The organism is Flagellimonas yonaguniensis, assembly GCF_029193885.1.
GTDB lineage: Bacteria > Bacteroidota > Bacteroidia > Flavobacteriales > Flavobacteriaceae > Flagellimonas > Flagellimonas yonaguniensis.
The window spans coordinates 253,738-280,538 of record NZ_JARFVB010000004.1 but is presented as its reverse complement, the minus strand read 5'-3'; the positions used below and the strand labels follow the sequence as shown (position 1 = coordinate 280,538).

The following is a 26,801-nucleotide window of genomic DNA, read 5'->3' as shown; positions in this document are numbered from 1 at the left end:
AGTATTTAAAAAAATGAAAACAGAAAGAACATACGCTGGTATTCCAAAGGAATACGGCTCGCCCGAAAAGGCAAAAGTAGTATTGTTGCCAGTTCCTTATGATGGTACAAGTACTTGGGGGAAAGGTGCGGACAATGGTCCGGAAGCCTTCTTGGAAGCCTCGGAAAACATGGAGGTTTACGATATAGAAACCGATAGCGAAGTTTATAAGCAGGGAGTTTATTTGGCAGATTCCCTTGATGGTTTTGAAACACCGGATGCCATGGTGGAAGCGGTTCACAAGACCGTGAAAGAATACATCAACCGCAACAAGTTGGTAACGATGATAGGAGGGGAACATTCCATTTCTATAGGTGCGATAAGAGCTTTTAATGAATGCTTTGAAGGCCTAACGGTACTTCAGATTGATGCGCATGCCGATCTGCGCAAGGAATACGGGGGTACAAAATACAACCACGCCTGCGCATTGTACGAAGCCAACGAGACCACCAATTTGTTACAAGTGGGAATAAGAAGCATGGATTACACCGAAACATTGGTGATGGACAAAGACCGAGTGTTTTTTGCCCATGAGATGATTTCCGATGATTTTTGGATGGATTCCGCCTTGGATTTGATGACGGACAATGTTTACATCACATTTGATTTGGACGCTTTTGACCCCTCTATTTTGCCATCAACCGGAACACCGGAGCCAGGAGGTCTGTTCTGGTACGAGACTTTGGACTTTTTACGTAGGGTTTTCAGAGAAAAGAACGTGGTTGGTTTTGATATTGTGGAGCTATGTCCGAATGATATTGATAGGTCCTCCGATTTCTTGGCAGCCAAACTCTACTATAAAATGTTGAACTATAAATTTTCAGATAACAACGATTTTACGGAATAAAGCTTGAAGCAAACACAGCTACTTCAAAAATTCCAAAAACATATTAATTACAATGAGTAACAAAGGAGAAATATCACAATTCATACAAAAATATTTTTTGCACTTTAATTCGGCCGCTTTGGTAGATGCCGCAAAAGGCTACGAAGACCAACTGAACAAGGGGTCCAAAATGTTGGTGTCCTTGGCAGGCGCCATGAGTACAGCAGAACTGGGCAAAATATTCGCGGAAATTATCCGTACCGACAAAGTTCATATTGTATCCTGCACAGGAGCCAACCTCGAAGAGGATTTGATGAACCTTGTGGCACATTCGCACTACAAGCGTGTTCCCAACTACAGGGATTTGACTCCCCAGGAGGAATGGGATTTGTTGGAAAATGGTCTTAACCGTGTTACCGATACCTGTATTCCCGAGGAAGAAGCTTTTCGAAGGTTGCAGAAACACATTTACGACATCTGGAAAGAAGCAGACGAAAAAGGAGAACGCTATTTTCCACATGAGTTTATGTACAAATTGTTGCTTTCGGGGGTTTTGGAGCAGTATTACGAAATCGAAATCAAGGATTCTTGGATGTACGCTGCGGCACAGAAGAATTTGCCCATTGTGGTTCCTGGTTGGGAAGATAGCACTATGGGTAATATTTTTGCCAGCTACGTGATCAAAGGCGAGCTAAAGGCCAGTACGGTTAAGTCGGGTATTGAATATATGACCTTTTTGGCCGATTGGTATTCCAAAAACTCGGAGAAGGGCATAGGATTCTTCCAGATTGGAGGTGGTATTGCCGGGGACTTTCCTATCTGCGTGGTGCCCATGTTGTATCAAGATTTGGAGCAGACTAATACTCCGTTTTGGAGCTACTTCTGCCAAATCAGCGATTCCACCACCAGTTATGGTTCCTATTCGGGAGCAGTTCCCAACGAGAAAATAACTTGGGGCAAACTGGATGTCGATACGCCCAAATTCATTGTAGAATCGGATGCGACCATTGTGGCACCCCTGATTTTTGCTTATCTATTAGACATGTAACCATGAGAAAGGGACAAACAACAGTTTTAAAAAGAGTAATCGTGGATTACAAAAAGTTGGACAATACCATGCTCAACCTTCTTGTGGAAAAATTTCCCGATGGTTACGATGATGATGACATTGTTACGTACAGAAACGCCAACAACGAGGTAGTGGAGTGCGTAGAGGTTAGAACAGAGAATACCGCATATTTGGTTAAGGTAAGTAAGCGTTTGGTCATGGCCATGGAAGATTTTGACGACTCGGACAGCGACGACAACGAAGATTCTGGTTTGGATACCGACGAGTTGGAAGCTTCCGAGGAAGAATAGATTAATCGCCTAATCTATACTAATGGAATCAAAGGCAATGGCACTTCACTTGGCGGCAAGCATCAATATACTTGCCTGTCGTAGAGCTCTGAACAAGGAATTGATTTATGGCGATAGGGATGAGCTTTTTTATTCCGATGCATCACGTTACCTTTATATCTTCAGATATGGTGTTGTTTCCTTTTTTGAATACAGCGAAGCAGAGATATCCCAACTTTTGATGGAAATCAAGCCATTTTGTGAAGAGTGGAGGCAGTCTGACATTACCGAGACCATGGAAATGGAATTGATATCGGACAGCGAGAAATCGATTATTGATCAGGATAAGGTAATACTGCCAAAATCCAATGTGGAAGGTATCCGATTGGGATTGTTGCATTTATCGCAATCCGTGGCCTTGGATTATTTTGCCGGATTGTCGGAACAGGCGATGAAGGAGACACGTCAGCACACCACCTATCTGGAAAAAAATGGAAAGTTGGACATAGGAGGGAAGAAGTTGAAAAAACACATTGCAAAAGTGTTGAACATTAACAACCAGATTTCTGAAAACCTCTATATTTTTGATTCCCACGAAGTAGTGTGGGAAGATTTGGAACTCGACCGATTGGACAAAGGTCTAAAACAGATTTTTGATCTTAAGGAACGATACCGAAACATAAAAGAACAGGGTGTAGTGATTAAGGAAAACCTTAGTTTGTTCATGAATATTATGGACCATAGGGAAAGTAGTAGGCTCGAGTGGATCATTATTATTTTGATTTTGGTCGAGGTCGTGGACTTGTTCATTATGCGATTAATCAGTTAAATACATATTTGTTTTGAGCGATTTTAAAATATTGGGTAACGAAGAATGGTGCCAATTTGATGATTTAAGAATCCCGGCCATCAAGGCCAGAGTGGATTCTGGAGCAAAAACATCATCCATTCAGGCCAGTAAGATTAAAATTTTCACAAAAGGATTGGAAGAGTGGGTACGGTTTGAGGTCAACCCCGTTCAAGACAATAGAAGCATATCGATTTTATGCCAAGCCAAACTGGTGGATGTGCGATATGTAAAGAGTTCGCAAGGTATTTCGGAAGAACGTCCTGTGATCAAGACCAATGTGAACATCGCTGGCAATGTGTTCGAAATAGAGCTCACCTTGGCCAATAGGGATACGATGGAATATCGCATGCTGTTGGGACGTGAGGCGATGAATGAAAGGTATTTGGTTGACCCGTCGCAAAGTTTTATCCAAGGGGATATCACAGATGAACAACTGGAAGAAAAATATAAGCCATACACTACCGAGAAGAAAGGCTTAAGAATAGGCTTATTAGCTAGTAATCCTAACCTTTACAGTAACAAGAGAATTATTGAGGCTGGAGAAATGCGTGGCCATAAAGTGGTTTTCCTGAATGTGGAGCACGTTTACATGAAATTGGATGCCGCAACCCCTGAAATAAGATATCGTGGCGGTAATATTTTGGATAAGTTTGATGCGGTAATTCCAAGAATCAAACCCGCCGTTACTTTTTATGGTTGTGCTTTACTTAGACAGTTTGATACCTTGGGGGTGTACTGCTTAAACTCGGCCGATTCCATTGGTAGATCTAGGGATAAGCTTTTTGCCTCCCAATTATTTTCCAAAAATGATATTCATATACCCACTACAGGATTTGCCAAATCCCCAATGGACACGAAGGACCTGATCCGTATGGTCAGCGGTGCACCATTGATCATTAAGCTACTCGAAAGTACACAAGGAAAAGGGGTGGTCCTCGCCGAGACCAATAAGGCAGCGGAGAGTGTGATCAATGCTTTTAAAAGTGTACAGACCAATATTTTGGTGCAAGAATTCATAAAAGAAGCCAACGGTCATGACATCCGTTGTTTTGTGGTAAATGGAAAAGTAGTGGCTTCCATGCAGCGTACTGCACAAAAAGGGGAGTTTAGGGCCAATATTCACCAAGGAGGGGCGGCATCAAAGGTTAAGATAACCCCCGAAGAGCGAAAACTGGCCATCAAATCTGCCAAAGTGTTCAATTTGGATGTTGCGGGAGTTGATTTGATCCGTTCCAACAAAGGACCCTTGCTATTGGAAGTAAATTCTTCACCGGGACTTCAAGGTATCGAGAATACCACAGGAAAGGACATTGCGAACGTAATGATAGAAACCATCGAGAAAAAGCTGAAATACAAGCAATAAATCCCCAGATATTTTGTAAGTTATTGAAATTCAACAAATTATATATTTTTATATATATTTTCTTACACAAGCCCCCAAAAACACGAATATAAATTGAAAACGGGCATCCGTTAACGGAGAAGCCCCATTGGTTAATTGTACCCCTTAAGAATCAAAAGACAATAGTATGTTTGTCTCAGATAACAAAAGCATAACTGCTTACGTTAAAAAACCTTAGAATAAGATTGGGGTGATTATAAGGTACTTTGTGTTCTTTACCTAATATCTTATTTACAATTAAGGTTTACGTTGCTCCAAGGGGTTTTTGAGGTTGAGCCCCTTGGTTGTAACGGTTTTCTAAGATCAAATTATGTTCCCATAAATTTGACCTACTTTTTCGGAAAAGAGCTGTTTTTAACGGCTCTTTTTTATTTGGACCACATTCCAGTCGTCGATCATTCACAATTGTTCACATCTTTTAAGAAAACCAGAAAAATCAAGGGTGTAAGTTTTTGGACAAAAAACCTACTTTTGTAATGTAACATTTCAGGAGAAGATTTATATGTCAGAACAAGTGGAAAGAATCAAAACATTGATTATTGGATCAGGACCTGCAGGCTATACTGCGGCCATTTATGCTTCTAGAGCGGATTTAAAACCAGTTTTATATACAGGAATGGAACCTGGTGGGCAGTTGACCACAACAACCGAGGTGGATAACTTTCCAGGGTATCCAGAAGGTATTGATGGACCTGCCATGATGATGCAATTGCAACAACAAGCGGAACGGTTTGGCACCGAAGTACGAATAGGAATGGTCACCGCTGTGGAATTGAGCGACGAAGTAGGTGGGATACACAAGGTAACCGTAGATGAATCAATTGAATTGGAAGCCGAAACCGTGATCATTTCTACTGGAGCTTCAGCCAAATATTTGAACTTGCCCAGCGAGCAACGCTTAAGGGGAGGTGGTGTATCGGCCTGTGCCGTTTGTGATGGATTTTTCTATAAAGGTCAGGATGTGGCCATCGTTGGGGCAGGGGATACTGCTGCGGAAGAGGCATCATACTTGGCGAATATATGTAATAAGGTAACCATGTTGGTTCGCAAGGATTACATGAGGGCTTCCAAAGCGATGCAGCATAGAGTGAACAGCATTGACAATATTGAAATCAAGTACAACACCGAAATTGATGAAGTATTGGGAGACCAAGTGGTGGAAGGTATTAGAACTGTGAACAATCAGACCGGTGAGAAAGAGGAAATCCCAGTTACCGGATTGTTCATTGCGATTGGTCACAAACCCAATACCGATGTATTTAAGGGACAGTTGGATATGGATGAAACAGGTTATATAATTACCCAACCTAAATCCACGAAAACAAATAAACCTGGTGTTTTTGCCAGTGGTGATGCCCAAGACAAAATTTACCGACAGGCAGTTACTGCTGCAGGTACAGGATGTATGGCAGCTTTGGATGCAGAGCGCTATCTAGCATCGGTAGAGAGTAAAGAAATGTTGGCTTCATAAATAATACAACAAGTACAATCAACAAAAAAAGCACTGAAATTTCAGTGCTTTTTTTGTTGATTGTAATTAATCAATCCGCTTGTAATTCTCTGAAAAAGTTCTGTTTCCATCCGCGTCAACAGTTATTTGACTGAATGTGTCTTCTTTTAGCACAAGCTCAAACGTAAAATTCCGCATGGTATCCAGTGCCTTCATCATATTGTCATCACCATATTCGATTACCTCTATCAAGGAGTTATCCGTTACCCTGTACGAACCATATCCGAACCTTCCATTGGGGTCATCCGGTACATATCGGGTCCACATGATCTTCTCTTTGGAATACATTTTGACCTGCCTATATCCATCTGATTTTTCAATGGTATCTATAACGTTTTCCCCGTCATAGTTATAAAAACTCTGTAGTTCCCAAGTTCCTTTTATGGTTGGTTTTGTTGGGTCGTGTTCCGTAAAGCTTCCCGCAATCAAGAAAACAAAAATGATGGTGAAAAGTAAAACCGATTTTTTCATAATGCCCTACTTTTAATATTGTTAGAATATCTAAAAGGTAAGAATAAATTTTAACAATATTAAATTTAGAGTACTTAAAAATCAGGTTGTTTCACTTTAAGAGTACTTTTTTTATGAAAAATATAATTTCATTGTTTTGATAAGTGATTTGCAGGAGTTCGATCTAAAAAACTTCATTCTTTGTTAAGTAAATCAACCCCTCATCGGTCTCGTTCAAAATACGTTTGGTTCGCAGGTAGCGGTTATAATTGTACTCGTCAAAATTTTCAGCGTTTTTGTCCATACTGCTAATGTGGACATTGCCGGCAGAATGGATGAACTCGTTGTTTCCGATCCACATTCCCACATGTATCACGCGCTCAGGACTTGTTTCGGTGGCTTTTCTTCCGAAGAAGAGCAAATCGCCAGGTACTAGTTTGTCAAATTCTTTGGAATCGTCGATGAGGGTTCCTTCGTGGATTTGCTGGGAGGCATCCCGTGGGATGATCATCCCGTTCATAAAGTACACGGTTTTGGTAAACCCACTACAATCCACCCCTTTTGTGGAAGTTCCTCCCCACATATAGGGAACCCCCAACATGGTCTTGGATGTTTCCACCAATGATTCCTTGGTAAAGGCCAATGTCGATTTCCAATCCAAATAAGGAGTTGCCTCTGCTTTGGGCACAAAGGCACTTTTTCCGTCAGGATATGTTACTTCATAAAAAGTACCTTCATCAGAGATCAAACTCAAAATATTGCCTGCCACAAGGTCTGAAACGACTTGGGATGATTCATCGGCATCCAAGAAGGAGTGGCCATAGGTTTTGGTATAGATCAACTTTTCCGAAGCTTGCCATGCCTCAAATTCATCTTTGGTCATCAAAGCTATTCCACCGCTGTCCACCCAGCCCAAATAATGATCGGGAGTTTGGATTTGATACCAGCTTCTTTCTTTTTGATACACATTGATGGGCATTCCCATGGTTCCTTGAGTGACCATTTCGGCCGAATGTGACGGGTCAGACCTTAAATTGGCCACTGAAAGCTTGATGATACCATAAATTTTTCCTTCCAGTTCAGCCTCGGGAAGCACTTCGATACTATCCGTATATGTGATTTGTTGCGATTCCAGCTCTTCCTGAAGTGCACTGAGAGCTTTGGGCAAATTGGTTTTCCCTGTTACAATGTATCCAGAGGCATCCTCTTTTGATTCGATGTCGAATAAGGCAACACGTTTATCAGGGGCAAAAGTTTCCTTGATGGAAGCTATAATGTCATCTACTTTATTTGGGGCTTCTGTATCTTTTTCAGTTTTACAAGCAGAAAAAGCAATGGCAAGCAGTACAAAAAAATGTAATCTACTTTTACGGAAGAAAGAAAGCTTCATAAAATGATTTTTATATGGTTTGAGTTGAGTTACTGTTTGCAAAATAACCAATTAATGAGACATACGGATTAATCCAACAGGGCATTTAACTTGTCGGCCAATGTTTGAATATCTTCCTTGGTATGATAGGCACTCAGGACTATACGGCTGACAATGGGTCCGTTCTCATCGGGATAATTAAAATTGGTAAAGATAATCCCATCCTGGTTCAAAGCGGATGCAATTTCCGCATCTTGAAATTCAAAGGTCGGATGCCCTTCCATCTGTATGAAGAATGATGGATTCTTCAATTGGGTTTTGAAATATTGGTAATTGGTCTTGAGGATTTCCAAGCGATTCGAATATATTTCCTTGGCTTCCAATAGGGTGGACATAAATGCGGGTGAAGCGGGACTGGCACCTCCATAAAAAGGTGTGGATTCCAGCATTCTGATGTCATCCTTGTCTCCAAAAATGGCCCCGGCCTGTACTCCCAATGCCTTGCCCAGCGAACAGCAAACCATAAGTTTAGCGGGTTGAAGAGCTTTGAGCATACGATAACAGCCACTGCCATTGTCGCCTACAATGCCCATCCCATGGGAGTCATCACCAATTAAAATAACTTTTTCCAAAGGAAGCTTTCGTAAGCTATCGAAGTTTGGGAATTGTTGCCCTGAAAAATCGATGGTATCAAAAAGGACAATGGGCAGTAATGGATTTTTGCCGATTTCTTCAGATACCTGCTGTTCCAATTCATTGAAATTCGATGTTGCAATTACTCCATTTATACAAAGTGCTGTATGGGCGTTTGGTGCTGCAATGATGGTGTGTCCTTCATCCATCAGGGATTGAACAACGAGTTGAGCTGCCAAATAACCGCTGGACATGGTCAAGCAGCTTTCACTACCGGCCCAATGGGCCAAATACGTTTCAGTTGCCGCATAAATATCCAAAACGACATTCGATTTTCGAGAGGCGCCGTAGTGCATCCCGTATTTGGAAACATTGTTCAGGTACAATTCCTTGAAGGGTGCGTAATTCTGCAGTCCTAAATAGGCGGTTCCCCCAAAGTATAGATGAGGTTTGCCGTCTATTAAAATCCCTCGATCGGGTATGCTTTGGATTGGGTAGGCCATTAGAGCAATTCTATTCCGCTACCGGGCAATTTTGGAAAAATGACCTCGCCATTATCCAAAATCTCGACGCCCTTTGCTATATCTCCTTTTAAAAGCATGACCCCGTCCATATCCACGTAGTCCAATTGGGGCAACAGTTGGGCAATGGCAGAAATGCCTACGGAGGATTCCGTCATACAACCGACCATAAGTTGTAATCCCAATTCCCGTCCTTTTTTGATCATGCGTCGGGCAGGGGTAAGTCCCCCGCACTTGGTCAGTTTAATGTTGATACCGTGAAAGTAGGGACCGCATTGTTCCACATCGCTTTCTATAATGCAGCTTTCATCGGCAATTACGGGAAGAACGGATTGCTCCTTGACCAAGGACATTCCATCCCAATTATCCGCTTTCAGAGGTTGCTCGAGAAACTCTACGCCGAGTTCCTTGAGTTGTGGGGCATTTTTAATGGTTTCCTCAGGGCTCCAAGCGCAGTTGGCATCAATTCGGAAAACACTGTCCGTATGTTTGCGTAGTTCCCGAACAATGGCGACATCATCAGGGGTACCCAACTTTATTTTGTATAAGGGCCAAGGCTTTTCTTGGAGCTTGGCCACCATTTTCTCGATGGTATCTATACCTATGGTATAATTTGTCATCGGATACTTTTCGGCAGATGTGCCCCAAAGTTCGTAGAGCGGTTTGCCCTTTAACTTGCCATATAGGTCATTTGCAGCCAAATCCAAGGCACAAAGTGTGAATTTATGGAGGTCAAGTGACTCTAAAAATTCATAAAAATTTTCAGGTGTGTCAAAATCGTATCCTTCAATTTGGTCTCTGACGGATTCAATTTGGTCCATCATCCCTTCAATGGTAATTTTATAATAGGGGTTGGAGGTGGCTTCGCCATACCCTGTTTTGCCATCAAGCGATAGGCAAACGATCAAGGTATCCTGCTCGTCTCGGGATTCTCTGGAAATGGTAAAGGTATGGGCCAGTTGAAGCGTATACTTTTTTAGGGCTATCTGCATAAGTCATTAAAAATTGAATCCTGCTAAGATAGTGCTTTGGGTATACATAATAAAGACAAAAGCCCACTGAAAACTCAGTAGGCCTTTGCATATGTAAAGGGAATTGGATTAATATTTGCGCACGCTCCCCGAAACGGATTTTTTGGTTTCTACGCTGGCATCACCAGTGTACTTAATATCCGCTCCGCTACTGGCATCTGCGACCAAAGATTCTGAAACATTCACGGAGATATCGGCACCGCTGCTGGCATCTGCGTTACATCTTTTTACGACCAAATCTTGAGCTTTAATGTCCGCCCCGCTACTGGCATCGGCAAAAAGCGCATCTGCCTGTCCTGATACCTTGATGTCGGCACCACTACTGGCATCGGCAGAAACTTCGCCTGCCACAACCTCTACATGAAGGTCGGCACCACTACTGGCGTCCAGCTCAATGTTGTTGGCCTTAACCACGTTTTGCGCAATGAGGTCGGCACCACTGGAACTTTCCAAAGCTGTGATCTCTGGTAAGGTCACATAAACGTTTTTGGTAGCTCTCCCGATGTTCTCGATGGCGTGGATTTTGAGCCTACCATCTTTAACATCCGTTCCGATAAGGTCGATGATGTTCTCGTCGGCCTCTACGGTAATGTTGAAATCAGAGCCTTGGGTTACGAATACATCGATTCCTTCGGAGGCGGAAACGACGTCAAAATCCTCTTTTACATCGCGGTTTTCTTCTACGATTTCCCCATTTCCTGTTTTTCCATGGCCGAAGTTCATATCCATCATGCATGAGGATGCGAAGAGGGATAGGAGTGCGGCGATTGCTAATCTTGCTAGTGTTGTCATGATTGTTGTTTTTTGATGCTCAGCTTTGCTGGGCATTTATTGATTGATTTTGAAAAATAGTTTGTTTTCTACTGATATGATTTCAGTGTAAATGTCCGTTTTATCGTGTGTTTTATAAATAAAGAGTTACCCAATTGATGATTTAGGGGACTCAATTGTTACTTTGTTCCTTGGCTTTGACTTTTATGCCATCCTCATTGATTTTCATTTCAAAGGAATCAGCATTGTCCTTAATGTCGATATCGATACCATCCTCATTGATGATGATTTTACCATTTCCTTCTTCGTCATCTTCTTCCGAATCAGGGCAATCCAAACACTGCAGCTCTCCGTCGACATCCATCAACCAGTGTTGGCCTGCCATGCCACTTCTGTAAAACCCTTGGTCATTGTCGATTCCCCGGCCAATGTATCTGCTCGTGGAACCGTCAAAATATACCGTCATGGATTCCGGAACGTAAATGGTCACGGTAACCTCTTGGTTTCTGGCTTTGTTCAATGTTTCCGTGGTCAAATATTTGTCCAGTACAATTTCATTGCCATCAACCGTGTAGGCATATTCAATGTTTCTGGCGCGGTCGCGGGCTGCTGGTGTAGAGCTACCATCCGCATCTTTTCTAATGTTGATGCTGATGGAATCCGTATTCGACTTTCTTACTTTAATATCGACTTCATCCGACATGAGAATACGGTTGTCATTTTCATCATATCCAAAGGTCATTCTGCCAAAATGTATGTCATCACGACTGTAATCCATGTCGCCATCCTTCATTGTGATAACTAAAGTATCAGATGGAATTTCCAATGTCAGTTCTGCTCTGTCGTTGACGCTTCCCGTATACGAGAATTCCGCAGCTTGACGTATGCCTAGTACAATTAGTGTTCCTACGGATATCAACCAAAGCCCTAGGAGAGCGAACTTGGCAATGTTACCGATGGATTTTAGGTTGTTCACCAATATCTTCAAGCCTAAATACAGCAAGAAAAAGAATGGAATCCCCACAGCGAAGAACAACAAGATGGAAACTACCCATACCGGTGCTCCGGAGGTATTGACGATCTCATAAAAATCGATTCCAGGCACATGAACTGCATCAAACATGCCCACGGTGAAAAGTCCAAAGAATAGACCTACCAAAGTGGAAGCACCGATAATGATCAATAGAATCCCTATGAATTTGCCGAATACCTTAAATAGGAACAGGATAATGTCCCCGATAGTATCAAAAAAGGTCTTGGAGCTGCTTTTGACCCTGTCGCCTACTTTGTCGTAGTCAACGTTTTTCACTTTTTCTGCAACATCATCAAACCCCTCTTTAACTTTGCGTTCTATATTGCTGATGTTGACGGGCTCCCCCCGCATGTCCAATTTTTGGGAGGTTGTGGCGGCTTCAGGCACCAAGATCCATAATAGGATATAGGCAATCAAACCAAATCCACTGGTAAATACGGCCAAAAGGATAAATATGAGCCTGATCCATAGGGCATCAATGCCCAAATAGTGCTCAAGCCCAGCACATACCCCACCGATATATTTGTGGTCTATGTCCCGGTACAGTTTTTTGGCCCTGCCGGTTGGTTGTGCATAGGATTTTTTTGGTTCGTCCTCAAAAATATCCTCGTCGACCATGTAATCCTCGGGCTGTCCCATTACTTCGATTACTTGATCTACTTCTTTATGGGTGATCACCTGTCGCTCGTTCTCCATTTTTTCCAAGAAGAGTTCGGCAATCCGTGCCTCTATATCGGCAATGATCTCATCGCTTCCCTTAGTACCTGCGAAAGACCGTCTTATGGACTCCAGGTACCGTCTCAGCTTGTTATACGCGTCGTCGTCTATGTGGAAGAGCGTATTTGCTAAATTTATATTTACTGTCTTGTTCATTTTTTGATTCTATTTTGTGTTGGTTACCAGATTGACTGCATTCCTTAGTTCATCCCAGGTGCCGTTGAGTTCGTTTAGGAACAACTGCCCTGTTTCTGTTAGTGCGTAATATTTGCGAGGTGGCCCAGATGTGGATTCTTCCCAACGGTAGTTGAGCAATCCAGCATTTTTCAGCCTTGTGAGCAAAGGGTATATGGTACCTTCCACTACTAACATCTTAGCGTCCTTTAAGGCTCCCAGAATTTCTGAGGCATACTTGTCATCATCCTTTAGGATGGAAAGAATGCAATACTCTAGAACCCCCTTGCGCATCTGTGCTTTTGTGTTTTCTATGTTCATAATTTCATGGTTCTATTAAATTAACTGTTCGTTTTTGTTCTTCCAAACTTTGTTTGGCTGCGTTTCCACTCCATTCCCCTGAATTGGGCAGGGGAGTGGAAACGGTTCTTTGATTGATGATTGATGATGTTTTTTCGTTTTTTGATTGATGGTTAAACTCCTTTTTTTGATTGATGATAATTACAGTGGAGGTGATTAAGTTCCTATATCATTTGATGAATTTTATGGTGAACGGGTATTTAAAATATTCTCCTTCATTGGTTCGGATAGTGGCTAAAATGGTATAAACAATGTTCACAATACCCAATCCTACTTGAAGAATGCCTGAAATCCCCACGGGCCAGAAAAGTCTTCCGAACCTGAAATCGTCACTATCGATATGGATGTTCAAATTGTTCAGATTGCTTAAACGGTGCATTCCAAAAAAGTCCCAGTCAAACATATCGGGTAAAAACCCAACAAAGAATGGGATGGTGATCAATCCCGCAATTATGGCATAGAGCAACATACTTATTTGAAAGTTCAATGCCTGTTTGCCATTATAATCCACAAAGTCGTACTGCTTTTTGTTGGCGGTCCATAGAATCAAGGGAAGAATAAAATTCCCAAAGGGAATAAAATACTTCGAGAACGTGGACGCATGGATTATTGCGGATAAATTTCGTTCGTGTTTTGTGATTGATGTAGCCATTTTTGATTGATGATTTTTGAATATAAATTAGTTTACCTATTAGCTTACCATGCAAATATATATCCAAAAGATAGTACTATGCAAAACAAAGTACTATAAATTAACATAAAATTAACAATTCATCATAACTAGTTTTTCCCTATTTTTAGACTTCTTAAACCTATGATATGGCATTGACACCCAGTAAAATCAACACATTTACCTTTTTAAAGCTTCCTTCGGCATGGTGGACAGGTATTCGATTAAAATATATAGATGAGCATAAGGCAGTTACCTCGGTCAAACACAAATGGATCAATCAAAACCCGTTCAAATCCATGTTTTGGGCGGTTCAGGGGATGGCGGCCGAGCTCAGTACAGGTGCTTTGGTAATGAACGAAATCCAGAAAAGTGGTAAAAAAGTGTCCATGCTCGTGGCCAATAACAAAGCCACCTTTACCAAAAAAGCTACTGGGCGGATTACGTTCACCTGTGAAGACGGTGAGCTGATTGCAGATGCCATTGGAAAAACGGTGGAAACCGGTGAAGGGCAAACCTGTTGGATGAAAGCTGTGGGCGTAAACCAAGATGGAGTTGAAGTCTCCACGTTTCATTTTGAGTGGACGGTAAAGGTGAAGGGATAGGTTATTTGTGTCATTATAAAGGTGTTGATTCACAATGAGATTTTGTAACAATTAGCTCCTCTTACTGACTAATGCTTATGTAAACAACATAAACATTATGAGTAACACTAACCAAAAAATCATCCTTGGACTCTTCCTATTTGGCTTGGGCTTAATAGGGGTTTTGTCTCTTCTTACAATTGATATCCCACTTCCAGCTGAAGCAGCTGTAATTTTACAAGATAGATTTACACCCTTCCAGATAAAATTATTGACCCTTATAAATCCTACGCTATTTCTAACTATTGCCGTAGTAGTAGGGACTTTATTATATCATAAGGTAAACTTGAAAGTACCCATTATTGAAAAAATAGTAGGTGGTAGGGAAGATTTGGCTCTTTCTGATATAATAAAGTATGGCATCATTGGAGGTGTCTCAGCAGGGGCTGTATTAAGCCTTTCCGCTTATTTATTCAATCCAATGCTGCCAGACTCATTCAAAGATTTGGGTGAGTCCATAAAACTGTCTTTTGGTGCAAGGTTTTTATACGGTGGGTTTACCGAGGAAATTCTAATGAGGTTTGGATTTATGACTTTTGTTGTGTGGATATGTTCATTAATCTTTAGGAATACAAAATCTATGGTAATGTGGTTGGGTATTGTTTTGGCTGCATTAATTTTTGCCCTAGGTCACTTACCCGTTGTATATAATGCTGTGGAAAACCCATCAATCGAATTAATCACATACATTATTGTCTTAAATTCAATTGGTGGAATTGTTTTTGGTTGGTTATATTGGAAAAAGGGTCTAGAAAGTGCTTTTATTGCCCACATCTTTGCCCATGTTGTAATGGTACTTGTGGATGTAATCAGTAATTGAGCTCTTAATATGAAGTTTCGATGTAACAAAACCCCAATTATCCCAACATATAAACAGAAATCAAAAAACATCAATAACAAATGAACGCACACGAAATAGACTACCACATTTACGGCGAAGAAATGCAATATGTGGAAATAGAACTGGACCCACAAGAAGCTGTTGTTGCTGAGGCAGGCAGTTTTATGATGATGGATTCCGATATTAAAATGGACACCATTTTTGGTGACGGTTCCAACCAAGATACCGGGGTGTTGGGCAAATTGTTCTCAGCGGGTAAACGTTTGCTTACCGGTGAAAGTCTTTTTATGACTGCTTTCTTAAATATTGGTCAGGGGAAAAAACAGGTAAGCTTTGCTTCGCCCTATCCAGGTAAAATTGTTCCGATAGACCTTTCCGAAAAAGGAGGGAAGTTCATTTGCCAAAAAGATGCATTCCTATGTGCCGCAAAGGGAGTTTCCGTTGGCATTGAGTTTTCCAAACGCTTGGGCCGTGGCTTTTTCGGTGGCGAAGGCTTTATTATGCAAAAATTGGAAGGTGATGGTATGGCCTTTGTACATGCTGGAGGAACCATGGCCAAAAAAGAATTGGCACCGGGAGAGGTGTTGCGGGTTGATACCGGTTGCATTGTAGGATTCTCCCAAACGGTAGATTACAACATCGAGTTCATAGGAGGTATTCGCAACACGGTTTTTGGCGGTGAGGGACTTTTCTTTGCAACGCTTCGTGGCCCGGGAACCGTCTATATTCAATCCTTGCCATTTAGTAGATTGGCCAGCCGTGTTTGGGCCGCTGCGCCCCGTGGAGGCGGAAAAGACAAGGGCGAAGGTAGTATTTTGGGTGGCCTAGGCGATTTGCTCGACGGGGATAACAGGTTTTAGTGGTCAGAAATCAGATATCTGAAGTCTGACATCTGGTATCTGGTATCTGATTTCAACTAGTTGAAGAATGAATTATTTCCTTCCTTTGTACATATGAATTTCAAAGACCTTTTCCATTTTCTGGAAGAACTTCAACAAAACAATAACAAGGAATGGATGGATGCCAACCGTAAATGGTACAAATTCCTCCGAAACGATTTTATCGGTTGGTTGGATGATCTGGATTTGACCATGGCACAATTGCACGATGATTATTTTCCAACTCCGGGCAAAAAAGGCATCAATAGGATCAATAATAATTTAATGTTCCATCCGAACAAGCCCATTTATAAGGATCATTTTGGTGCGGGGTTGGACAAGGCACCGAACTCAGCCGATTTTTATATCGAAATAGGGTTGAAGCATTGTTTGTTGGCCGGGGGCATTTGGCGTCCAGAATCCAGTACCCTTCGCAGTATTCGTGATGCGATTGATTATGATGGCGAGGAGCTCCAAAAAATACTGGACAAACCTTCTTTTAAAAAAACATTCGGAGGTCTTTACGAAGATGAAAAACTGGTGTCATCGCCCAAAGGATTTTCCAATGACCATACACACATCGAATTGTTGCGTAACAAAACCTTCGCCGTGGAATATGGATTGACCAAAGAGGAAGTGCTCCAAGATGGTTTCAAGGAAAAAATCGTTGAAGTTTACAAGGAAATGCTTCCCTTTCGTCAATATCTCAATCAAGCAGTAACTGTTTAAACTTTCTATGAAATACGGACAAGTAAGAAATATCAAAAAAGAGCTTTTATCCGATAATTGGTACACTCTTGAAAAAATAACTTTTGAGTATCAACGGGAAGACGGTGTTTGGGAAACCCAAATCCGGGAGGCATATGATCGTGGAAATGGAGCGGCCATCCTTCTATATAATATAGAAAAAGGCACCGTAGTGCTGACAAAGCAGTTTCGAATGCCCACTTATGTGAACGGCAATGACGATGGAATGATGATAGAAGTGTGTGCAGGACTTTTGGAAAAGGGCAATGCCGAAGAAACAATTAAAATGGAGGTAGAGGAGGAAACCGGTTATAAAATTGATAAGGTGAAAAAGGTTTTTGAATCCTATATGTCCCCTGGTTCAGTTACGGAAATACTCCACTTTTTTATCGGGGCTTACGAAGATGCCATGAAGATTGGCGAGGGTGGTGGCGCAGAGGATGAAACCGAGAACATTGAGGTGTTGGAACTGGATTTTGCAGAAGCGCTCGCAATGATGGAATCTGGTGTGATCAAAGATGCCAAAACCATCATGCTATTGCAATATGCCCAACTCCAAGGAATTTTTGATCAGTAGTTTTCGTAAAGATTCTTCAAGGTAGCATACATCGTTTTTCTGATTTCAATGGAGGGAACCTTAAAATGGTTGTTCATAAAACTAAAGATGAGCAGTTTGCCCGATTTTGTCTTCACATAGCCACTCAAATTATAGTTGTTCCCCACCGATCCCGATTTAGCGAAAAGAAAAGGTTCTGTGGTCGGGTCTTCCCATTGCTCCGCGGTACTATCGGGCCCCCACATCGGAAAAATGGAAAACAATCGCTCTTCTGGAATTTCCCTGTACAGTTTTTGAAGGATTTGGACAAAGGACCTTGGTGTAAACAGGTTATATCGGGAAAGCCCTGAACCATCTACCCAACGTGGTTGGTGTTCCAAATCATTTAAATGGTTGTCCAGCATATAATCAATGGCGTTTTTGGTACTCAGGGTATCGGAAACCATCCCCGAAGCGGCCAGTAATAATTGTTCGGCCAAAAAGTTATCGCTTTTCAAAAGCATGCGTTTGTAAATGGAGTCCGTCTCCATACCATACAAAGTCTGCTTTTCGCCCTCGGGGAAATGCTGGGTCACGAAAACCTTTTTTCCCGTGGCTATTTGCAATAACTGCGTGGTCAAACTATCGCTGGTCACATAAGGAATCTCCAAAGTATCCTGTTCCGTTGGGGCAATGTAAAATTGGTTACGGAACTCCTCTCGTTTTATGGTGGTATCCTTTTCTGTAGTTGGATTTTGGAAAATTTCAGGGGAAACCTTCAAACCTTCAACATTTGAAATTGTGGCCACATTGCCGTAAAGTGGCAAAGTGGATTTTTCGGGCGAAAAATAAGTGTCGTAGTCTTCCCATGCCCATCCCGGTCCATATCTCCGTTCGTCATGGTTCTTGGTATAAAGTGCTACGGTTTCCTGATTTTTCAACCAGTTTATGGCCGTACTATCCTTAAAATAAGGATGCAGCCAAGAGGGGTCGCCAGTTCCTTCTACAAAAATGGTATCGTTAGCTACCTTATAATTTAAAGTAGGTATGTTCTTGGGGAGTAATTTTAGGCTCGTATAGAAAGTTACAATCTTCGTATTGCTGGCCGGTGTAAAGTATTTATCCCCATTCTGGTTATAGATTTCCTTTTGCTTATCGGCATCGATAATGACCAGACCATGAAAAGAATTTTGCAGCTTATCGGCGCGAATGTTAGCGTGTATCGTTTTTTTGATGGAAGTACATCCAGATAGTAGGAATAAAACTAAAAAGAAATTGAAAATGAGTAATTTAGGAGGAGTCTTTTCTGGTTTGTACATGCGTGCAGTTGGTCGATTTTAACAGCAATATATTCATTTTTTAACTGGAAGTTAGCTTTTTTACCCCCCTTTTTTAGTAATTTAGGACACAACCTATTTATCCAATTTAATCAAATTGATATGCCTAGAGCTATGTTAGATTACACCAAAACAATCCTTCAAAAGGTGAGTTTTGATGCTAAACTCTTCACTAGGGAACTTCAGAAAGCAATTTCTAGATTGTTACCCAATGAAGTGGAGGAATTGAAAATCTGGTTGCAATTTTATATTGTGGATAAGCCAGAATTACAACCAACATTGTTATTATTAAAAGTTTAAAACACTAACGAGAGCCGCTGAAAAGCGGCTCTTTTAATTTTTGGCCAAAGGGCTGATGATTTTTACGTCCTGAAAAGCAATTGCTCCTCGAACAATACTGGAGATAACTTCCCTGAGGGCGTCCGTAATCTGTATTTTCAGTTCGCTTTTGTGATAGATCAAGCTTATTTCGCGAGCTGGAGTAGGATTTTGGAAAGATTTGAGGTTCACTTTCTTTTCCCTTTCCAAATGCAATGTGTTCAAATAGGGCAATAAGGTCATGCCCATACCCTCATCCGACAAACTTACCAAGGTCTCAAAACTTCCGCTCTCGAGTCTAAAATGATCTCCGTTTCGGTTTCTCGATGCTTTACATAGATTGATGACCCCCTCCCTAAAGCAATGGCCATCCTGCAACAATAAAATATCGTTTACGTCCAAATCTTCCATGATCAGCTCGTTTTGTGATGCCAAACGGTGATTTTTTGGGACATAGCCCACAAAAGGTTCGTAATATAAAGGGCGTTCTTTGATAAACTCAATTTCCAATGGCGTAGCTGCAATACCAGCATCCAAGTGACCGTCCAAAATATTCTTGATCATGGTTTGTGTGGATTGTTCCTTGATGATCAGGTTGACCTTGGGATATTTTTTTATAAAGGCATTCAAAAACATAGGGAGCAATGTTGGCATTACGGTCGGTATAATGCCCAAGGTATAATCGCCACCCACGTAACCTTTATCTTGATCGACAATATCTTTGATTCGTTCTGCTTCGGCAACAATGTTCTTTGCCTGTGCCACAATTTTTTGACCAACTTCTGTAATGGATATGGGTTTTTTGCTGCGATCAAAAATAAGTACGTCCAATTCGTCCTCTAGCTTTTGCACTTGCATGCTCAGGGTGGGTTGGGTAACAAAGCTCTTCTCCGCGGCCAGGGTAAAGTTCTTGTGCTCGGCAACAGCCAATACATATTGAAGCTGGGTAATCGTCATTCAATTATAAGTTTAGAGCATAAAAGTATAAAAAAGCATCAGGTTAATCTATACAAAAACCATAATCCTAAAACGTTTACTTCTACACAAACAAAAAGCCTGCACTGTGCAGGCTTTCCTTTGATTGATGGGTTGTTTTCTTTTGATTAGAATCGGATGTTCATTTCCAAATCTTCGTTCCCAACGGTAAACTTAGCGCCGTTGAATGTGGGTGGTCCCATGGTCATGTCGTTTCCGGACATTCCATAGCTTTCTTTGGGCATTCCGTTGGACTCAAAGTCCATTCGGTTGTTCCCATTGGTATCGTGCATTGCCGAAATGGCATATTCGCCGGGAGCAACATTGGTAAAGGTCAAGGTTACTTTTCCATCTTCAACGGAGCTTTGAAGGTTTTGTATGCCCTGTCCTTTCATAAAGGTTTCCTCGGTATGAAGGCCGGCAAGTACCTTACCTTCATTACTGGTTACGTTTTCAATGGTGATCGTAATGTCGATCCCTGTTTTTTCTTGCGCCATGGCAATGATACTTACAAAGAAGAGACTTAATGCTAGTGCTACAGTTTTCATACTATTTGTTTTTGATGTTTTGTATGCTCCAAAATTCAGGAAGAAGTCCATCTTGAAAAATTTCAACCTACTGAAATGTTGATTTTTTGGAGTGAACTGTTAAGTGAAAACAGCAATTCAATTCAGTTGTAAAAAACAACAATTGGGTATTTCGTTTTGGTTTGGCAAAGTACGTAGGGAGAAATTTGTGGCATCAATCAAAACGAACAGTCATGAAAATCTTCATCAGCCTAATTACCTTATTAATATGCACGGGAGCTGTTTTTTCCCAACAGACTATATCAGGGAAAGTTACCGATACCAAAAACAACCCAATTGAAGGTGCCAACATTTATTTGGAAGGTACTTACGACGGAGCTTCTTCCGATGCCAATGGAAATTTTAGTTTCGAGACCATCGAGGAAGGGCTGCAAACGCTTATCGTCTCCATGCTGTCCTACGAATCGCACTACGAGGCAGGAGACATTTCCTATTTCAAGGATTTGCACATTAAATTGATGGAGTCCGTCAATTCTTTGTCCGGTGTTACCTTGACGGCAGGAACTTTCGAGGCTGGTGATAATTCCAAGGTGTCGGTACTGAAACCGCTCGATATTGTGACCACTGCTGGGGCTGCTGGCGATTTTGTGGCTGCATTGCAGACCTTGCCAGGCACTACCACTGTTAATGAAGATGGCCGTTTGTTCGTTAGAGGAGGTACAGCAGGGGAGACCCAGGTTTTTATAGATGGGCTACGCGTTTTTCAACCCTTCAATGCCACGCCAAACAATACACCTACTCGCGGTAGGTTTTCGCCCTTTCTTTTCAAGGGCATTTCTTTTAGCACGGGAGGCTATTCAGCGGAATATGGCCAGGCCCTGTCCAGTGTGCTTTTGCTGAACACTACGGACGTACCTTTACAAGAGGAAACCAATATTTCCATAATGAGTGTCGGTGGAGGGATTGGCCATACAGAAATTTGGGGCGATCAATCGCTGAGCATCAATACCTCTTATATGAATCTTGCCCCGTATGAAGCACTGATTCCATCTACCCAAGGGGTACGTTGGAACAGCCCGTATGAATCCATCTCCGGAGAAGCGGTTTTTAGGAGCAGAGGGGAAAAGAGCATGTTCAAATTGTACACGGGATTCAATCACACCAATCTGGATATTGAACAGGAGGACATCAATTTTGATGATTACGTGCGTTTCCGACTCAAGAACAACAACCTGTACTTTAATTCATCCTATAAATACTTTTTTGCCAACGATTGGAGTCTGACCTCTGGGGCATCCATTGCTTGGGACACCAATGATATTGGAATGGAAGAGGACAAGGTCGATAATAAGGAGACATCAACGCACCTTAAGGTAAAGGCCCGTAAAAATTTCAGCAACCGATACGATTTGAGTTTTGGAGCGGAATATTTCAATACCCATTTTGATGAAACCTATACCGATGCGGATATGGATGCATTCAACAATGGTTATGCCGATGGTCTTTGGGCAGCTTTTGCGGAATCCGATATCTTTTTGACCAATAAATTCGCCATGAAGTTAGGGGTCAGGGCCACACATAGCAGTTTGCTTGATGATTTTGAGGTATCGCCTCGGGTCTCTTTGGCCTATAAGCCAGGGGAGGACGGACAGTTTTCTTTGGCCTATGGCGATTTTTACCAGAGACCGATATCCGATGTGGTAAAGTTTGATCAGAACCTGGAGATGGAGAAGGCGTCTCACTACATTCTTAACTATCAATACATCAACAACGGAAAAACCTTCAGAACTGAACTTTATTATAAGGACTATGACCGTTTGATCAACTTTGATACCGAGACACCACAGTTCAATTCAGTTTATGCAAATACTGGAGAGGGTTATGCCAAAGGCATTGATGTATTTTGGAGGGATAGCAAGAGCGTGGAGAATTTGGATTATTGGTTCTCCTATTCTTTTCTGGATACTGAACGGGACTACCAAAATTTTCCTGAAAGGGCAACTCCGAACTTTGCGCCAAAGCATAACGTTTCATTGGTTACCAAATATTGGGTGGACAAGTTGCGCTCCCAAGTTGGACTGTCGTATTCTTATGGTTCTGGTAGGCCGTACCACAACCCGAACAATCCCGGCTTTATGGAAGAGCGAACCAAATCGTACAATAATTTGAGTTTTAATTGGGCCTACTTGATCGATCAACAAAAGATTTTGTACTTCTCGGTAAGCAATTTGTTGAGCATTGATAACGTCAGTAATTATCAATATACCAATACGCCCGATGTAAATGGAGTGTACAATGGAAGAGCGGTTACACCACCTGCGGATAGCTTTTTCTTCATAGGGTTCTTTTGGACCATCAGCACCGATGGTAACAGCAATCAATTGGACAACCTATAGTTTATTGCTGCATTTTGAGGTAGTAATCCACGGAGTGCTTCCCTGACCCATATACAATAAAGAACAAGGTGGCCAATAACACTATGACCGATAGCATAAGATTGTTTGTGTTCATTTCCCCCAGGAAATTTGTTAAGATCGCACCGAAGATTATCGGTATCTGGGCAATGGCGGCCCATCGGGTTAGCAATCCGACTATAATGAGAAGGCCTCCCACAAAATGGGCAGGAATCAAATAGTGAAGAAAAATCATACCGCCGGGAACGTCTTGGAACGGTTCTGCCAGTTTCTCCATTTCTACATGGTTGGTCATAAACTCTATGCCTTTTATAAAAAGCACGATACCTAGCAATACGCGAATCAGGTCCAGAATAAGGTAGGTATGGGCATTGGCCCATTTGTTGAGATTTTTTATGAGACCCATGGCGATGAGGTTTAGAATTACACTATATAAAATACTCATTTTTAGTGATATATGCGATGATTACTGGAAAATTTCCGTTTAAAATCTGCTTTTGTGTAGAATTAGGTCACAGTTTTCAAAAATCTTTCTTACAATTGTGTTTTTATTTTGATTTTCAGTGGATTAGGTGTAGGTTCTGTTTTTTTTGGGGTTAGTTTACCTCGGATATAAAATCAGACAATTGAAAGGGGAATTGGGATAAGTAAACAGTTCGCCATGTTGGCTTAGTATTCAACAGGGACCCTAGTAGAGGAAACTACTTATAAATAAAGTTCCATTTGAATATCGCTACGGGTGTAGGGAGACGAAATTTTGGTCATTTCCTTGAACCCTAATTTTTTATACAACGATAGGGCAGGAGCCAAAACTCTATTACTTTCCAAGAAGATTTTTTGTGCGCCCAACTGTTTTGCCTTGCCAACAATGTGTTGTCCCAACAATTTCCCGATTCCCAAGCCTTGGGACTTGGAGGAGACCCCCATTTTGGAAAGTTCAAAATCATATCCATCATGCGTGCAAGGAATCAAGGCACAGACACCGACTGGTTTATCATCAAGTAGAGCCACGGCTATATACCCGCCTTTATCCAAAATATATTCTTTCGGATTATGGAGCGCAATTCGGTCCATTTCCTCCATCTCAAAATATTTAATGATCCATTCCTCATTCAATTCCCTGAAAGCATTTTTGTAGGTTTCGGAATAGGGAACAATACGCACTGGAACCCCCATTTTGAGCAATTTTTAGAAGTTACTGCATCAAAAATAAGCCGAATCGCGGAACATTTAATGCACTCAAACCCAAATTTTATGAACTGAAACCATCTATCCATCAATTCAGGTTGCCGTTTAACGAAAAAATTATCTGTTGGACGATAAAATGACTAGATTTACAATACATTAATAGAAAAATTCTTACAAGTCCCAAATCTTGCAAGTGAAAAAAACATACAAATATCAACCTGTCCCAATCAGGAATATTAACCTACAAATCCCAATCGGCTATGGAGATAAAACTACCCCTGTTTCCCCAAACTACATTTCCGACCCAATGTGAGCGCTACATTTTTGCGTTCATGATCGTTCTTTTTCTTGGTCTTCCCATTCAGGCTCAAGAGGAAAGTAATCCTTTCGTGAGTTATGATGTTCCCTTTCAAAATTTGTTGAAGTTCAATCGATTTTTGATCAATCCCACCTTTTCATCGATACGTGAGGACAAATCGTACATCAATTTTTTCCATCGAAGTCAAAGTGCCGATTTCGAAAACAATCGCCAAAATTACTTTTTGAGTTATAGTGGCAGGTTGAACGATATGGTTGGGCTGGGTTTCAGCCTTTACAACCAGCGTGAAGGTGTGATTTCGAATTTGGGCGTTATGGCCAATTACTCCCACGGTATCCAATTGGGAGAGGAAAGCAGCCTAACATTTGGGGTGAACATTCCTTACTATGTGAGCAGCTACGACCCCAGTAGAGCGGTTACCCAGGAAGAAGATCCTTTTTTGAGAGAAGCCGAGGAAAGTTCCGTGATATCATTTCAACCAGGATTGAATCTTAGTTTGGGTAAGTTCGATTTTGGTGTTTTTGCCCAAAATTTAGTGGATTATAATTTGAAGTCAGGAAAATCCTTGAGCAATCTTAATCAAAAGACCTTTTCCGGACATATCCAGTTTACAAATGAGTTTGACAATGCCAGGGGAATTTTTGAAGGAGGCAGATTGATGCCCTTGGCCCGTGCCCGTTTTGAAGGTAGCGAGGACCCGGTTTTTGGAGGAGGTATCATTTTGGACTTGCCTAAATTAGGATGGATTCAAGGTGGATATGACCAATTTTATGGGGCATCCGCGGGAACAGGTTTCAATTTGAACCAAAGATTGTCCTTTGGGTATAATTTCGAGAAAAGCCTAAACAATAGCATTGCCAACCTTGGGGTTACACACGAAATATCCATCGCTTACTCTTTTGTGCCCAATCTTTCCAAAAACACCTTTGTCTCCAATGATGATGAAGAGAAAAAGAAAATTGAAAACACTGCCGTTGCCGAAGCAGGTAATGATACGGAGAAAACAAAACAAAGCAGTAAATTGGATGTGGAAACCACCCTGAGGCCTTCCCATAAAGAGGATAGGGCCTACTGGGAAGAGCGTGTTGCCGAACTACAGGAAAAACAAGAGGATAGTTACGCCGTAATTGACGACCTGCTCTACAAAGTGGATTCCATGAAGCAGAGTAGGGAAGAAGATATGGAAAAACGTTTTGAAATGGTCATGCGATTGGTTAAGAGGCATAATGGAGGCCAAATTCCAGATATTGAAGAGAAAGCTCAAAAGCTCTATATGGCCGATAGCAAAGATTTGGATTCCTTGTATAATGCCATTGAACAGTCAACCACCACAGCTTTGGCCGAAAACACCCAAAACATATCCGAACAAGTCGAGAAAAAAGATGAAGGCACCTTTAATGGGGGAGCTTTCAAGCCCATCGAAAAATATATTAGCCTAGACGGGGTGGGACAAGGACATTACATTGTGGCCAATGTTTTTAAAAATGAAGTCTATCTCAAAAACTTTATGGAAAAATTGAAAAAAGAAGGTTTACAAGCCCAATATTTCAAGAATCCGGACAATGGTCTCAACTATGTCTACTTGGCAAAGTATCAGGAAAACGAATTAGCCTACGAAGCCTATCAATCCAAGATGAAAGGCAAGTACCAAGACGAAATTTGGATCATGCATGTAGAGGATACCAAATATTCGGATTGGGCAGATGCTATTTTTCAGGATATCGAATAAACGATTAAGACTTTTTGTTTTTTATATGCTCGGCAATGCTCTGACTTCCAGAGTCGGGGCGCTCCCTAAGTTCTGATATTATTTTATGGTGGTCATCTATCTGCGTTTGCGAAAGTTTATAGGTAGCCTGTATGTCCGAAATAGCAACTTTAAAACCAACAACACCCTTTACTTGTCTTAAGGTTTTTGGTGATAGGTTTTTAAGGGAAATTGGGTTTTTGGAGTTCTTTTCGTACTTATCCACCAATCGGTACATGGATGCCATGGTTTCTTCTTCTGTCAAAACCTTTAAGGTTCCATAGACATGTACGGCGATGTAGTTCCAAGTGGGCACTTCTTCCTCTTTGTACCAAGAGGATGATACATAGGCGTGAGGCCCATTGAAAATGCAAAGCACTTCCCTTTCATCCTTGAAATATTTCCATTGTGGATTGGCCTTGGCGATATGGCCTGCCAAAATATCGGCCCCATCATCATCTGTTTCCAGTTCCAATGGAATATGGGTCCCCCAAGGTTTATGGTCGACAATATTGATTAAAATACCAAAACTGTTCTTTCTCAAGAAATCTTTGATTTCATCAATATCTTGGTTGTTATAATGTGGTGGAATATACATAGTTGAAGGAAACGGTGCCCTTTAAAAACATAAAAAGGA

At 41.5% G+C, this 26,801-nt stretch carries 28 protein-coding genes; 14 read left to right on the top strand and 14 right to left on the bottom strand.

Annotation, left to right across the window (positions count from 1 at the left end):
• Positions 1-13: 13 nt before the first annotated feature.
• The 6 genes from speB to trxB all read left to right on the top strand — a co-directional run bounded on the left by speB (position 14) and on the right by trxB (position 5,926).
• Entirely contained in the window at positions 14-886 is an 873-nt protein-coding gene (speB, locus tag PY092_RS09470) for an agmatinase (RefSeq protein ID WP_275615609.1), read from the top strand.
• A gap of 52 nt (positions 887-938) precedes the next feature.
• A complete protein-coding gene (locus PY092_RS09465; RefSeq protein WP_275615608.1) occupies positions 939-1,913 on the top strand; it encodes a deoxyhypusine synthase family protein in 975 nt (324 codons plus the stop codon).
• Positions 1,914-1,915: 2 nt separating this feature from the next.
• Positions 1,916-2,224, top strand: coding sequence for a hypothetical protein (locus PY092_RS09460; RefSeq protein ID WP_275615607.1), 309 nt, complete (start codon positions 1,916-1,918; stop codon positions 2,222-2,224).
• Between the two features lie 22 nt (positions 2,225-2,246).
• Positions 2,247-3,032 carry an RMD1 family protein gene (locus PY092_RS09455; protein WP_275615606.1) on the top strand — a complete coding sequence of 262 codons (786 nt, stop codon included), beginning with the start codon at positions 2,247-2,249 and terminating at the stop codon, positions 3,030-3,032.
• A 13-nt stretch (positions 3,033-3,045) separates the two neighbouring features.
• The gene (gene rimK, locus PY092_RS09450; RefSeq protein ID WP_275615605.1) at positions 3,046-4,416 is read left to right on the top strand and encodes a 30S ribosomal protein S6--L-glutamate ligase; all 1,371 of its coding nucleotides are present in this window, start codon (positions 3,046-3,048) and stop codon (positions 4,414-4,416) included.
• A gap of 541 nt (positions 4,417-4,957) precedes the next feature.
• On the top strand, positions 4,958-5,926 hold the full coding sequence (gene trxB, locus PY092_RS09445) for a thioredoxin-disulfide reductase (protein ID WP_275615604.1): 969 nt from the start codon (positions 4,958-4,960) through the stop codon (positions 5,924-5,926).
• A gap of 66 nt (positions 5,927-5,992) precedes the next feature.
• On the opposite strand, the gene PY092_RS09440 is transcribed toward trxB, so the two are convergent.
• The 8 genes from PY092_RS09440 to PY092_RS09405 all read right to left on the bottom strand — a co-directional run bounded on the left by PY092_RS09440 (position 5,993) and on the right by PY092_RS09405 (position 13,676).
• Positions 5,993-6,436, bottom strand: coding sequence for a hypothetical protein (locus tag PY092_RS09440; protein WP_275615603.1), 444 nt, complete (start codon positions 6,434-6,436; stop codon positions 5,993-5,995).
• Positions 6,437-6,599: 163 nt separating this feature from the next.
• Positions 6,600-7,805, bottom strand: coding sequence for a C40 family peptidase (locus PY092_RS09435; RefSeq protein ID WP_275615602.1), 1,206 nt, complete (start codon positions 7,803-7,805; stop codon positions 6,600-6,602).
• Positions 7,806-7,873: 68 nt separating this feature from the next.
• On the bottom strand, positions 7,874-8,920 hold the full coding sequence (locus PY092_RS09430; RefSeq protein ID WP_275615601.1) for a PLP-dependent aminotransferase family protein: 1,047 nt from the start codon (positions 8,918-8,920) through the stop codon (positions 7,874-7,876).
• Complete coding sequence (locus PY092_RS09425; protein ID WP_275615600.1) at positions 8,920-9,930, bottom strand: dipeptide epimerase; 1,011 nt, start codon at positions 9,928-9,930, stop codon at positions 8,920-8,922. The genes PY092_RS09430 and PY092_RS09425 overlap by 1 nt, the downstream gene beginning before the upstream one ends.
• Before the next feature lie 108 nt (positions 9,931-10,038).
• Positions 10,039-10,761 (bottom strand): head GIN domain-containing protein, encoded by a 723-nt coding sequence (locus tag PY092_RS09420; protein ID WP_275615599.1) that lies wholly within the window; start codon positions 10,759-10,761, stop codon positions 10,039-10,041.
• A gap of 151 nt (positions 10,762-10,912) precedes the next feature.
• Complete coding sequence (locus PY092_RS09415; protein WP_275615598.1) at positions 10,913-12,646, bottom strand: PspC domain-containing protein; 1,734 nt, start codon at positions 12,644-12,646, stop codon at positions 10,913-10,915.
• Positions 12,647-12,655: 9 nt separating this feature from the next.
• Positions 12,656-12,985 carry a PadR family transcriptional regulator gene (locus tag PY092_RS09410; protein ID WP_014031488.1) on the bottom strand — a complete coding sequence of 110 codons (330 nt, stop codon included), beginning with the start codon at positions 12,983-12,985 and terminating at the stop codon, positions 12,656-12,658.
• 208 nt (positions 12,986-13,193) lie between these two features.
• Positions 13,194-13,676 (bottom strand): DUF4870 domain-containing protein, encoded by a 483-nt coding sequence (locus PY092_RS09405; RefSeq protein WP_275615597.1) that lies wholly within the window; start codon positions 13,674-13,676, stop codon positions 13,194-13,196.
• Between the two features lie 167 nt (positions 13,677-13,843).
• On the opposite strand from PY092_RS09405, the gene PY092_RS09400 reads away from it, so the two are divergent.
• The 5 genes from PY092_RS09400 (at position 13,844) to PY092_RS09380 (ending at position 17,381) form a co-directional block, all read left to right on the top strand.
• On the top strand, positions 13,844-14,299 hold the full coding sequence (locus PY092_RS09400; RefSeq protein WP_275615596.1) for a DUF4442 domain-containing protein: 456 nt from the start codon (positions 13,844-13,846) through the stop codon (positions 14,297-14,299).
• Between the two features lie 97 nt (positions 14,300-14,396).
• Positions 14,397-15,158: a CPBP family intramembrane glutamic endopeptidase gene (locus PY092_RS09395; protein WP_275615595.1), complete on the top strand. Its 762-nt coding sequence runs from the start codon at positions 14,397-14,399 to the stop codon at positions 15,156-15,158.
• Positions 15,159-15,238: 80 nt separating this feature from the next.
• On the top strand, positions 15,239-16,039 hold the full coding sequence (locus tag PY092_RS09390; RefSeq protein WP_275615594.1) for a TIGR00266 family protein: 801 nt from the start codon (positions 15,239-15,241) through the stop codon (positions 16,037-16,039).
• Between the two features lie 93 nt (positions 16,040-16,132).
• Positions 16,133-16,786 (top strand): DUF2461 domain-containing protein, encoded by a 654-nt coding sequence (locus PY092_RS09385; RefSeq protein ID WP_275615593.1) that lies wholly within the window; start codon positions 16,133-16,135, stop codon positions 16,784-16,786.
• A 7-nt stretch (positions 16,787-16,793) separates the two neighbouring features.
• Entirely contained in the window at positions 16,794-17,381 is a 588-nt protein-coding gene (locus tag PY092_RS09380) for an NUDIX domain-containing protein (protein ID WP_275615592.1), read from the top strand.
• On the opposite strand, the gene PY092_RS09375 is transcribed toward PY092_RS09380, so the two are convergent.
• Complete coding sequence (locus PY092_RS09375; protein ID WP_275615591.1) at positions 17,375-18,658, bottom strand: D-alanyl-D-alanine carboxypeptidase; 1,284 nt, start codon at positions 18,656-18,658, stop codon at positions 17,375-17,377. The two genes, PY092_RS09380 and PY092_RS09375, sit on opposite strands and share 7 nt — an antisense overlap.
• Before the next feature lie 120 nt (positions 18,659-18,778).
• Here PY092_RS09375 and PY092_RS09370 point away from each other — a divergent pair, with 120 nt between their 5' ends.
• Complete coding sequence (locus PY092_RS09370; protein ID WP_127137733.1) at positions 18,779-18,976, top strand: hypothetical protein; 198 nt, start codon at positions 18,779-18,781, stop codon at positions 18,974-18,976.
• A 33-nt stretch (positions 18,977-19,009) separates the two neighbouring features.
• Here the strand turns inward: PY092_RS09370 and PY092_RS09365 are convergent, their stop codons facing one another.
• Entirely contained in the window at positions 19,010-19,951 is a 942-nt protein-coding gene (locus PY092_RS09365; RefSeq protein WP_275615590.1) for a LysR substrate-binding domain-containing protein, read from the bottom strand.
• A 146-nt stretch (positions 19,952-20,097) separates the two neighbouring features.
• Positions 20,098-20,517, bottom strand: a complete 420-nt coding sequence (locus PY092_RS09360) for a DUF2141 domain-containing protein (RefSeq protein ID WP_275615589.1) — start codon at positions 20,515-20,517, stop codon at positions 20,098-20,100.
• A gap of 212 nt (positions 20,518-20,729) precedes the next feature.
• On the opposite strand from PY092_RS09360, the gene PY092_RS09355 reads away from it, so the two are divergent.
• Positions 20,730-22,892 (top strand): TonB-dependent receptor, encoded by a 2,163-nt coding sequence (locus tag PY092_RS09355; RefSeq protein ID WP_275615588.1) that lies wholly within the window; start codon positions 20,730-20,732, stop codon positions 22,890-22,892.
• A gap of 1 nt (position 22,893) precedes the next feature.
• Here PY092_RS09355 and PY092_RS09350 read toward each other — a convergent pair whose 3' ends face one another.
• Together PY092_RS09350 and PY092_RS09345 are read right to left on the bottom strand one after the other, a co-directional pair.
• Positions 22,894-23,316: a DoxX family protein gene (locus PY092_RS09350; RefSeq protein ID WP_275615587.1), complete on the bottom strand. Its 423-nt coding sequence runs from the start codon at positions 23,314-23,316 to the stop codon at positions 22,894-22,896.
• Between the two features lie 299 nt (positions 23,317-23,615).
• A complete protein-coding gene (locus tag PY092_RS09345) occupies positions 23,616-24,086 on the bottom strand; it encodes a GNAT family N-acetyltransferase (protein ID WP_275615586.1) in 471 nt (156 codons plus the stop codon).
• 272 nt (positions 24,087-24,358) lie between these two features.
• Between PY092_RS09345 and PY092_RS09340 the strand changes: the two genes are divergently transcribed.
• Positions 24,359-26,146, top strand: coding sequence for a PorP/SprF family type IX secretion system membrane protein (locus tag PY092_RS09340; protein ID WP_275615585.1), 1,788 nt, complete (start codon positions 24,359-24,361; stop codon positions 26,144-26,146).
• A gap of 4 nt (positions 26,147-26,150) precedes the next feature.
• On the opposite strand, the gene PY092_RS09335 is transcribed toward PY092_RS09340, so the two are convergent.
• Positions 26,151-26,762, bottom strand: a complete 612-nt coding sequence (locus tag PY092_RS09335; protein WP_275615584.1) for an FMN-binding negative transcriptional regulator — start codon at positions 26,760-26,762, stop codon at positions 26,151-26,153.
• Between the last annotated feature and the right edge of the window lie 39 nt (positions 26,763-26,801).

What these genes read in the sequence shown, in the direction of transcription:
- speB (WP_275615609.1), top strand. Translation starts at nt 14, where the DNA reads ATGAAAACAGAAAGAACATACGCTGGTATTCCAAAGGAATACGGCTCG.
- PY092_RS09465 (WP_275615608.1), top strand. Translation starts at nt 939, where the DNA reads ATGAGTAACAAAGGAGAAATATCACAATTCATACAAAAATATTTTTTG.
- PY092_RS09460 (WP_275615607.1), top strand. Translation starts at nt 1,916, where the DNA reads ATGAGAAAGGGACAAACAACAGTTTTAAAAAGAGTAATCGTGGATTAC.
- PY092_RS09455 (WP_275615606.1), top strand. Translation starts at nt 2,247, where the DNA reads ATGGAATCAAAGGCAATGGCACTTCACTTGGCGGCAAGCATCAATATA.
- trxB (WP_275615604.1), top strand. Translation starts at nt 4,958, where the DNA reads ATGTCAGAACAAGTGGAAAGAATCAAAACATTGATTATTGGATCAGGA.
- PY092_RS09440 (WP_275615603.1), bottom strand. Translation starts at nt 6,436, where the DNA reads ATGAAAAAATCGGTTTTACTTTTCACCATCATTTTTGTTTTCTTGATT.
- PY092_RS09435 (WP_275615602.1), bottom strand. Translation starts at nt 7,805, where the DNA reads ATGAAGCTTTCTTTCTTCCGTAAAAGTAGATTACATTTTTTTGTACTG.
- PY092_RS09430 (WP_275615601.1), bottom strand. Translation starts at nt 8,920, where the DNA reads ATGGCCTACCCAATCCAAAGCATACCCGATCGAGGGATTTTAATAGAC.
- PY092_RS09425 (WP_275615600.1), bottom strand. Translation starts at nt 9,930, where the DNA reads ATGCAGATAGCCCTAAAAAAGTATACGCTTCAACTGGCCCATACCTTT.
- PY092_RS09420 (WP_275615599.1), bottom strand. Translation starts at nt 10,761, where the DNA reads ATGACAACACTAGCAAGATTAGCAATCGCCGCACTCCTATCCCTCTTC.
- PY092_RS09415 (WP_275615598.1), bottom strand. Translation starts at nt 12,646, where the DNA reads ATGAACAAGACAGTAAATATAAATTTAGCAAATACGCTCTTCCACATA.
- PY092_RS09410 (WP_014031488.1), bottom strand. Translation starts at nt 12,985, where the DNA reads ATGAACATAGAAAACACAAAAGCACAGATGCGCAAGGGGGTTCTAGAG.
- PY092_RS09405 (WP_275615597.1), bottom strand. Translation starts at nt 13,676, where the DNA reads ATGGCTACATCAATCACAAAACACGAACGAAATTTATCCGCAATAATC.
- PY092_RS09400 (WP_275615596.1), top strand. Translation starts at nt 13,844, where the DNA reads ATGGCATTGACACCCAGTAAAATCAACACATTTACCTTTTTAAAGCTT.
- PY092_RS09395 (WP_275615595.1), top strand. Translation starts at nt 14,397, where the DNA reads ATGAGTAACACTAACCAAAAAATCATCCTTGGACTCTTCCTATTTGGC.
- PY092_RS09390 (WP_275615594.1), top strand. Translation starts at nt 15,239, where the DNA reads ATGAACGCACACGAAATAGACTACCACATTTACGGCGAAGAAATGCAA.
- PY092_RS09385 (WP_275615593.1), top strand. Translation starts at nt 16,133, where the DNA reads ATGAATTTCAAAGACCTTTTCCATTTTCTGGAAGAACTTCAACAAAAC.
- PY092_RS09380 (WP_275615592.1), top strand. Translation starts at nt 16,794, where the DNA reads ATGAAATACGGACAAGTAAGAAATATCAAAAAAGAGCTTTTATCCGAT.
- PY092_RS09375 (WP_275615591.1), bottom strand. Translation starts at nt 18,658, where the DNA reads ATGTACAAACCAGAAAAGACTCCTCCTAAATTACTCATTTTCAATTTC.
- PY092_RS09370 (WP_127137733.1), top strand. Translation starts at nt 18,779, where the DNA reads ATGCCTAGAGCTATGTTAGATTACACCAAAACAATCCTTCAAAAGGTG.
- PY092_RS09365 (WP_275615590.1), bottom strand. Translation starts at nt 19,951, where the DNA reads ATGACGATTACCCAGCTTCAATATGTATTGGCTGTTGCCGAGCACAAG.
- PY092_RS09360 (WP_275615589.1), bottom strand. Translation starts at nt 20,517, where the DNA reads ATGAAAACTGTAGCACTAGCATTAAGTCTCTTCTTTGTAAGTATCATT.
- PY092_RS09355 (WP_275615588.1), top strand. Translation starts at nt 20,730, where the DNA reads ATGAAAATCTTCATCAGCCTAATTACCTTATTAATATGCACGGGAGCT.
- PY092_RS09350 (WP_275615587.1), bottom strand. Translation starts at nt 23,316, where the DNA reads ATGGGTCTCATAAAAAATCTCAACAAATGGGCCAATGCCCATACCTAC.
- PY092_RS09345 (WP_275615586.1), bottom strand. Translation starts at nt 24,086, where the DNA reads ATGGGGGTTCCAGTGCGTATTGTTCCCTATTCCGAAACCTACAAAAAT.
- PY092_RS09340 (WP_275615585.1), top strand. Translation starts at nt 24,359, where the DNA reads ATGGAGATAAAACTACCCCTGTTTCCCCAAACTACATTTCCGACCCAA.
- PY092_RS09335 (WP_275615584.1), bottom strand. Translation starts at nt 26,762, where the DNA reads ATGTATATTCCACCACATTATAACAACCAAGATATTGATGAAATCAAA.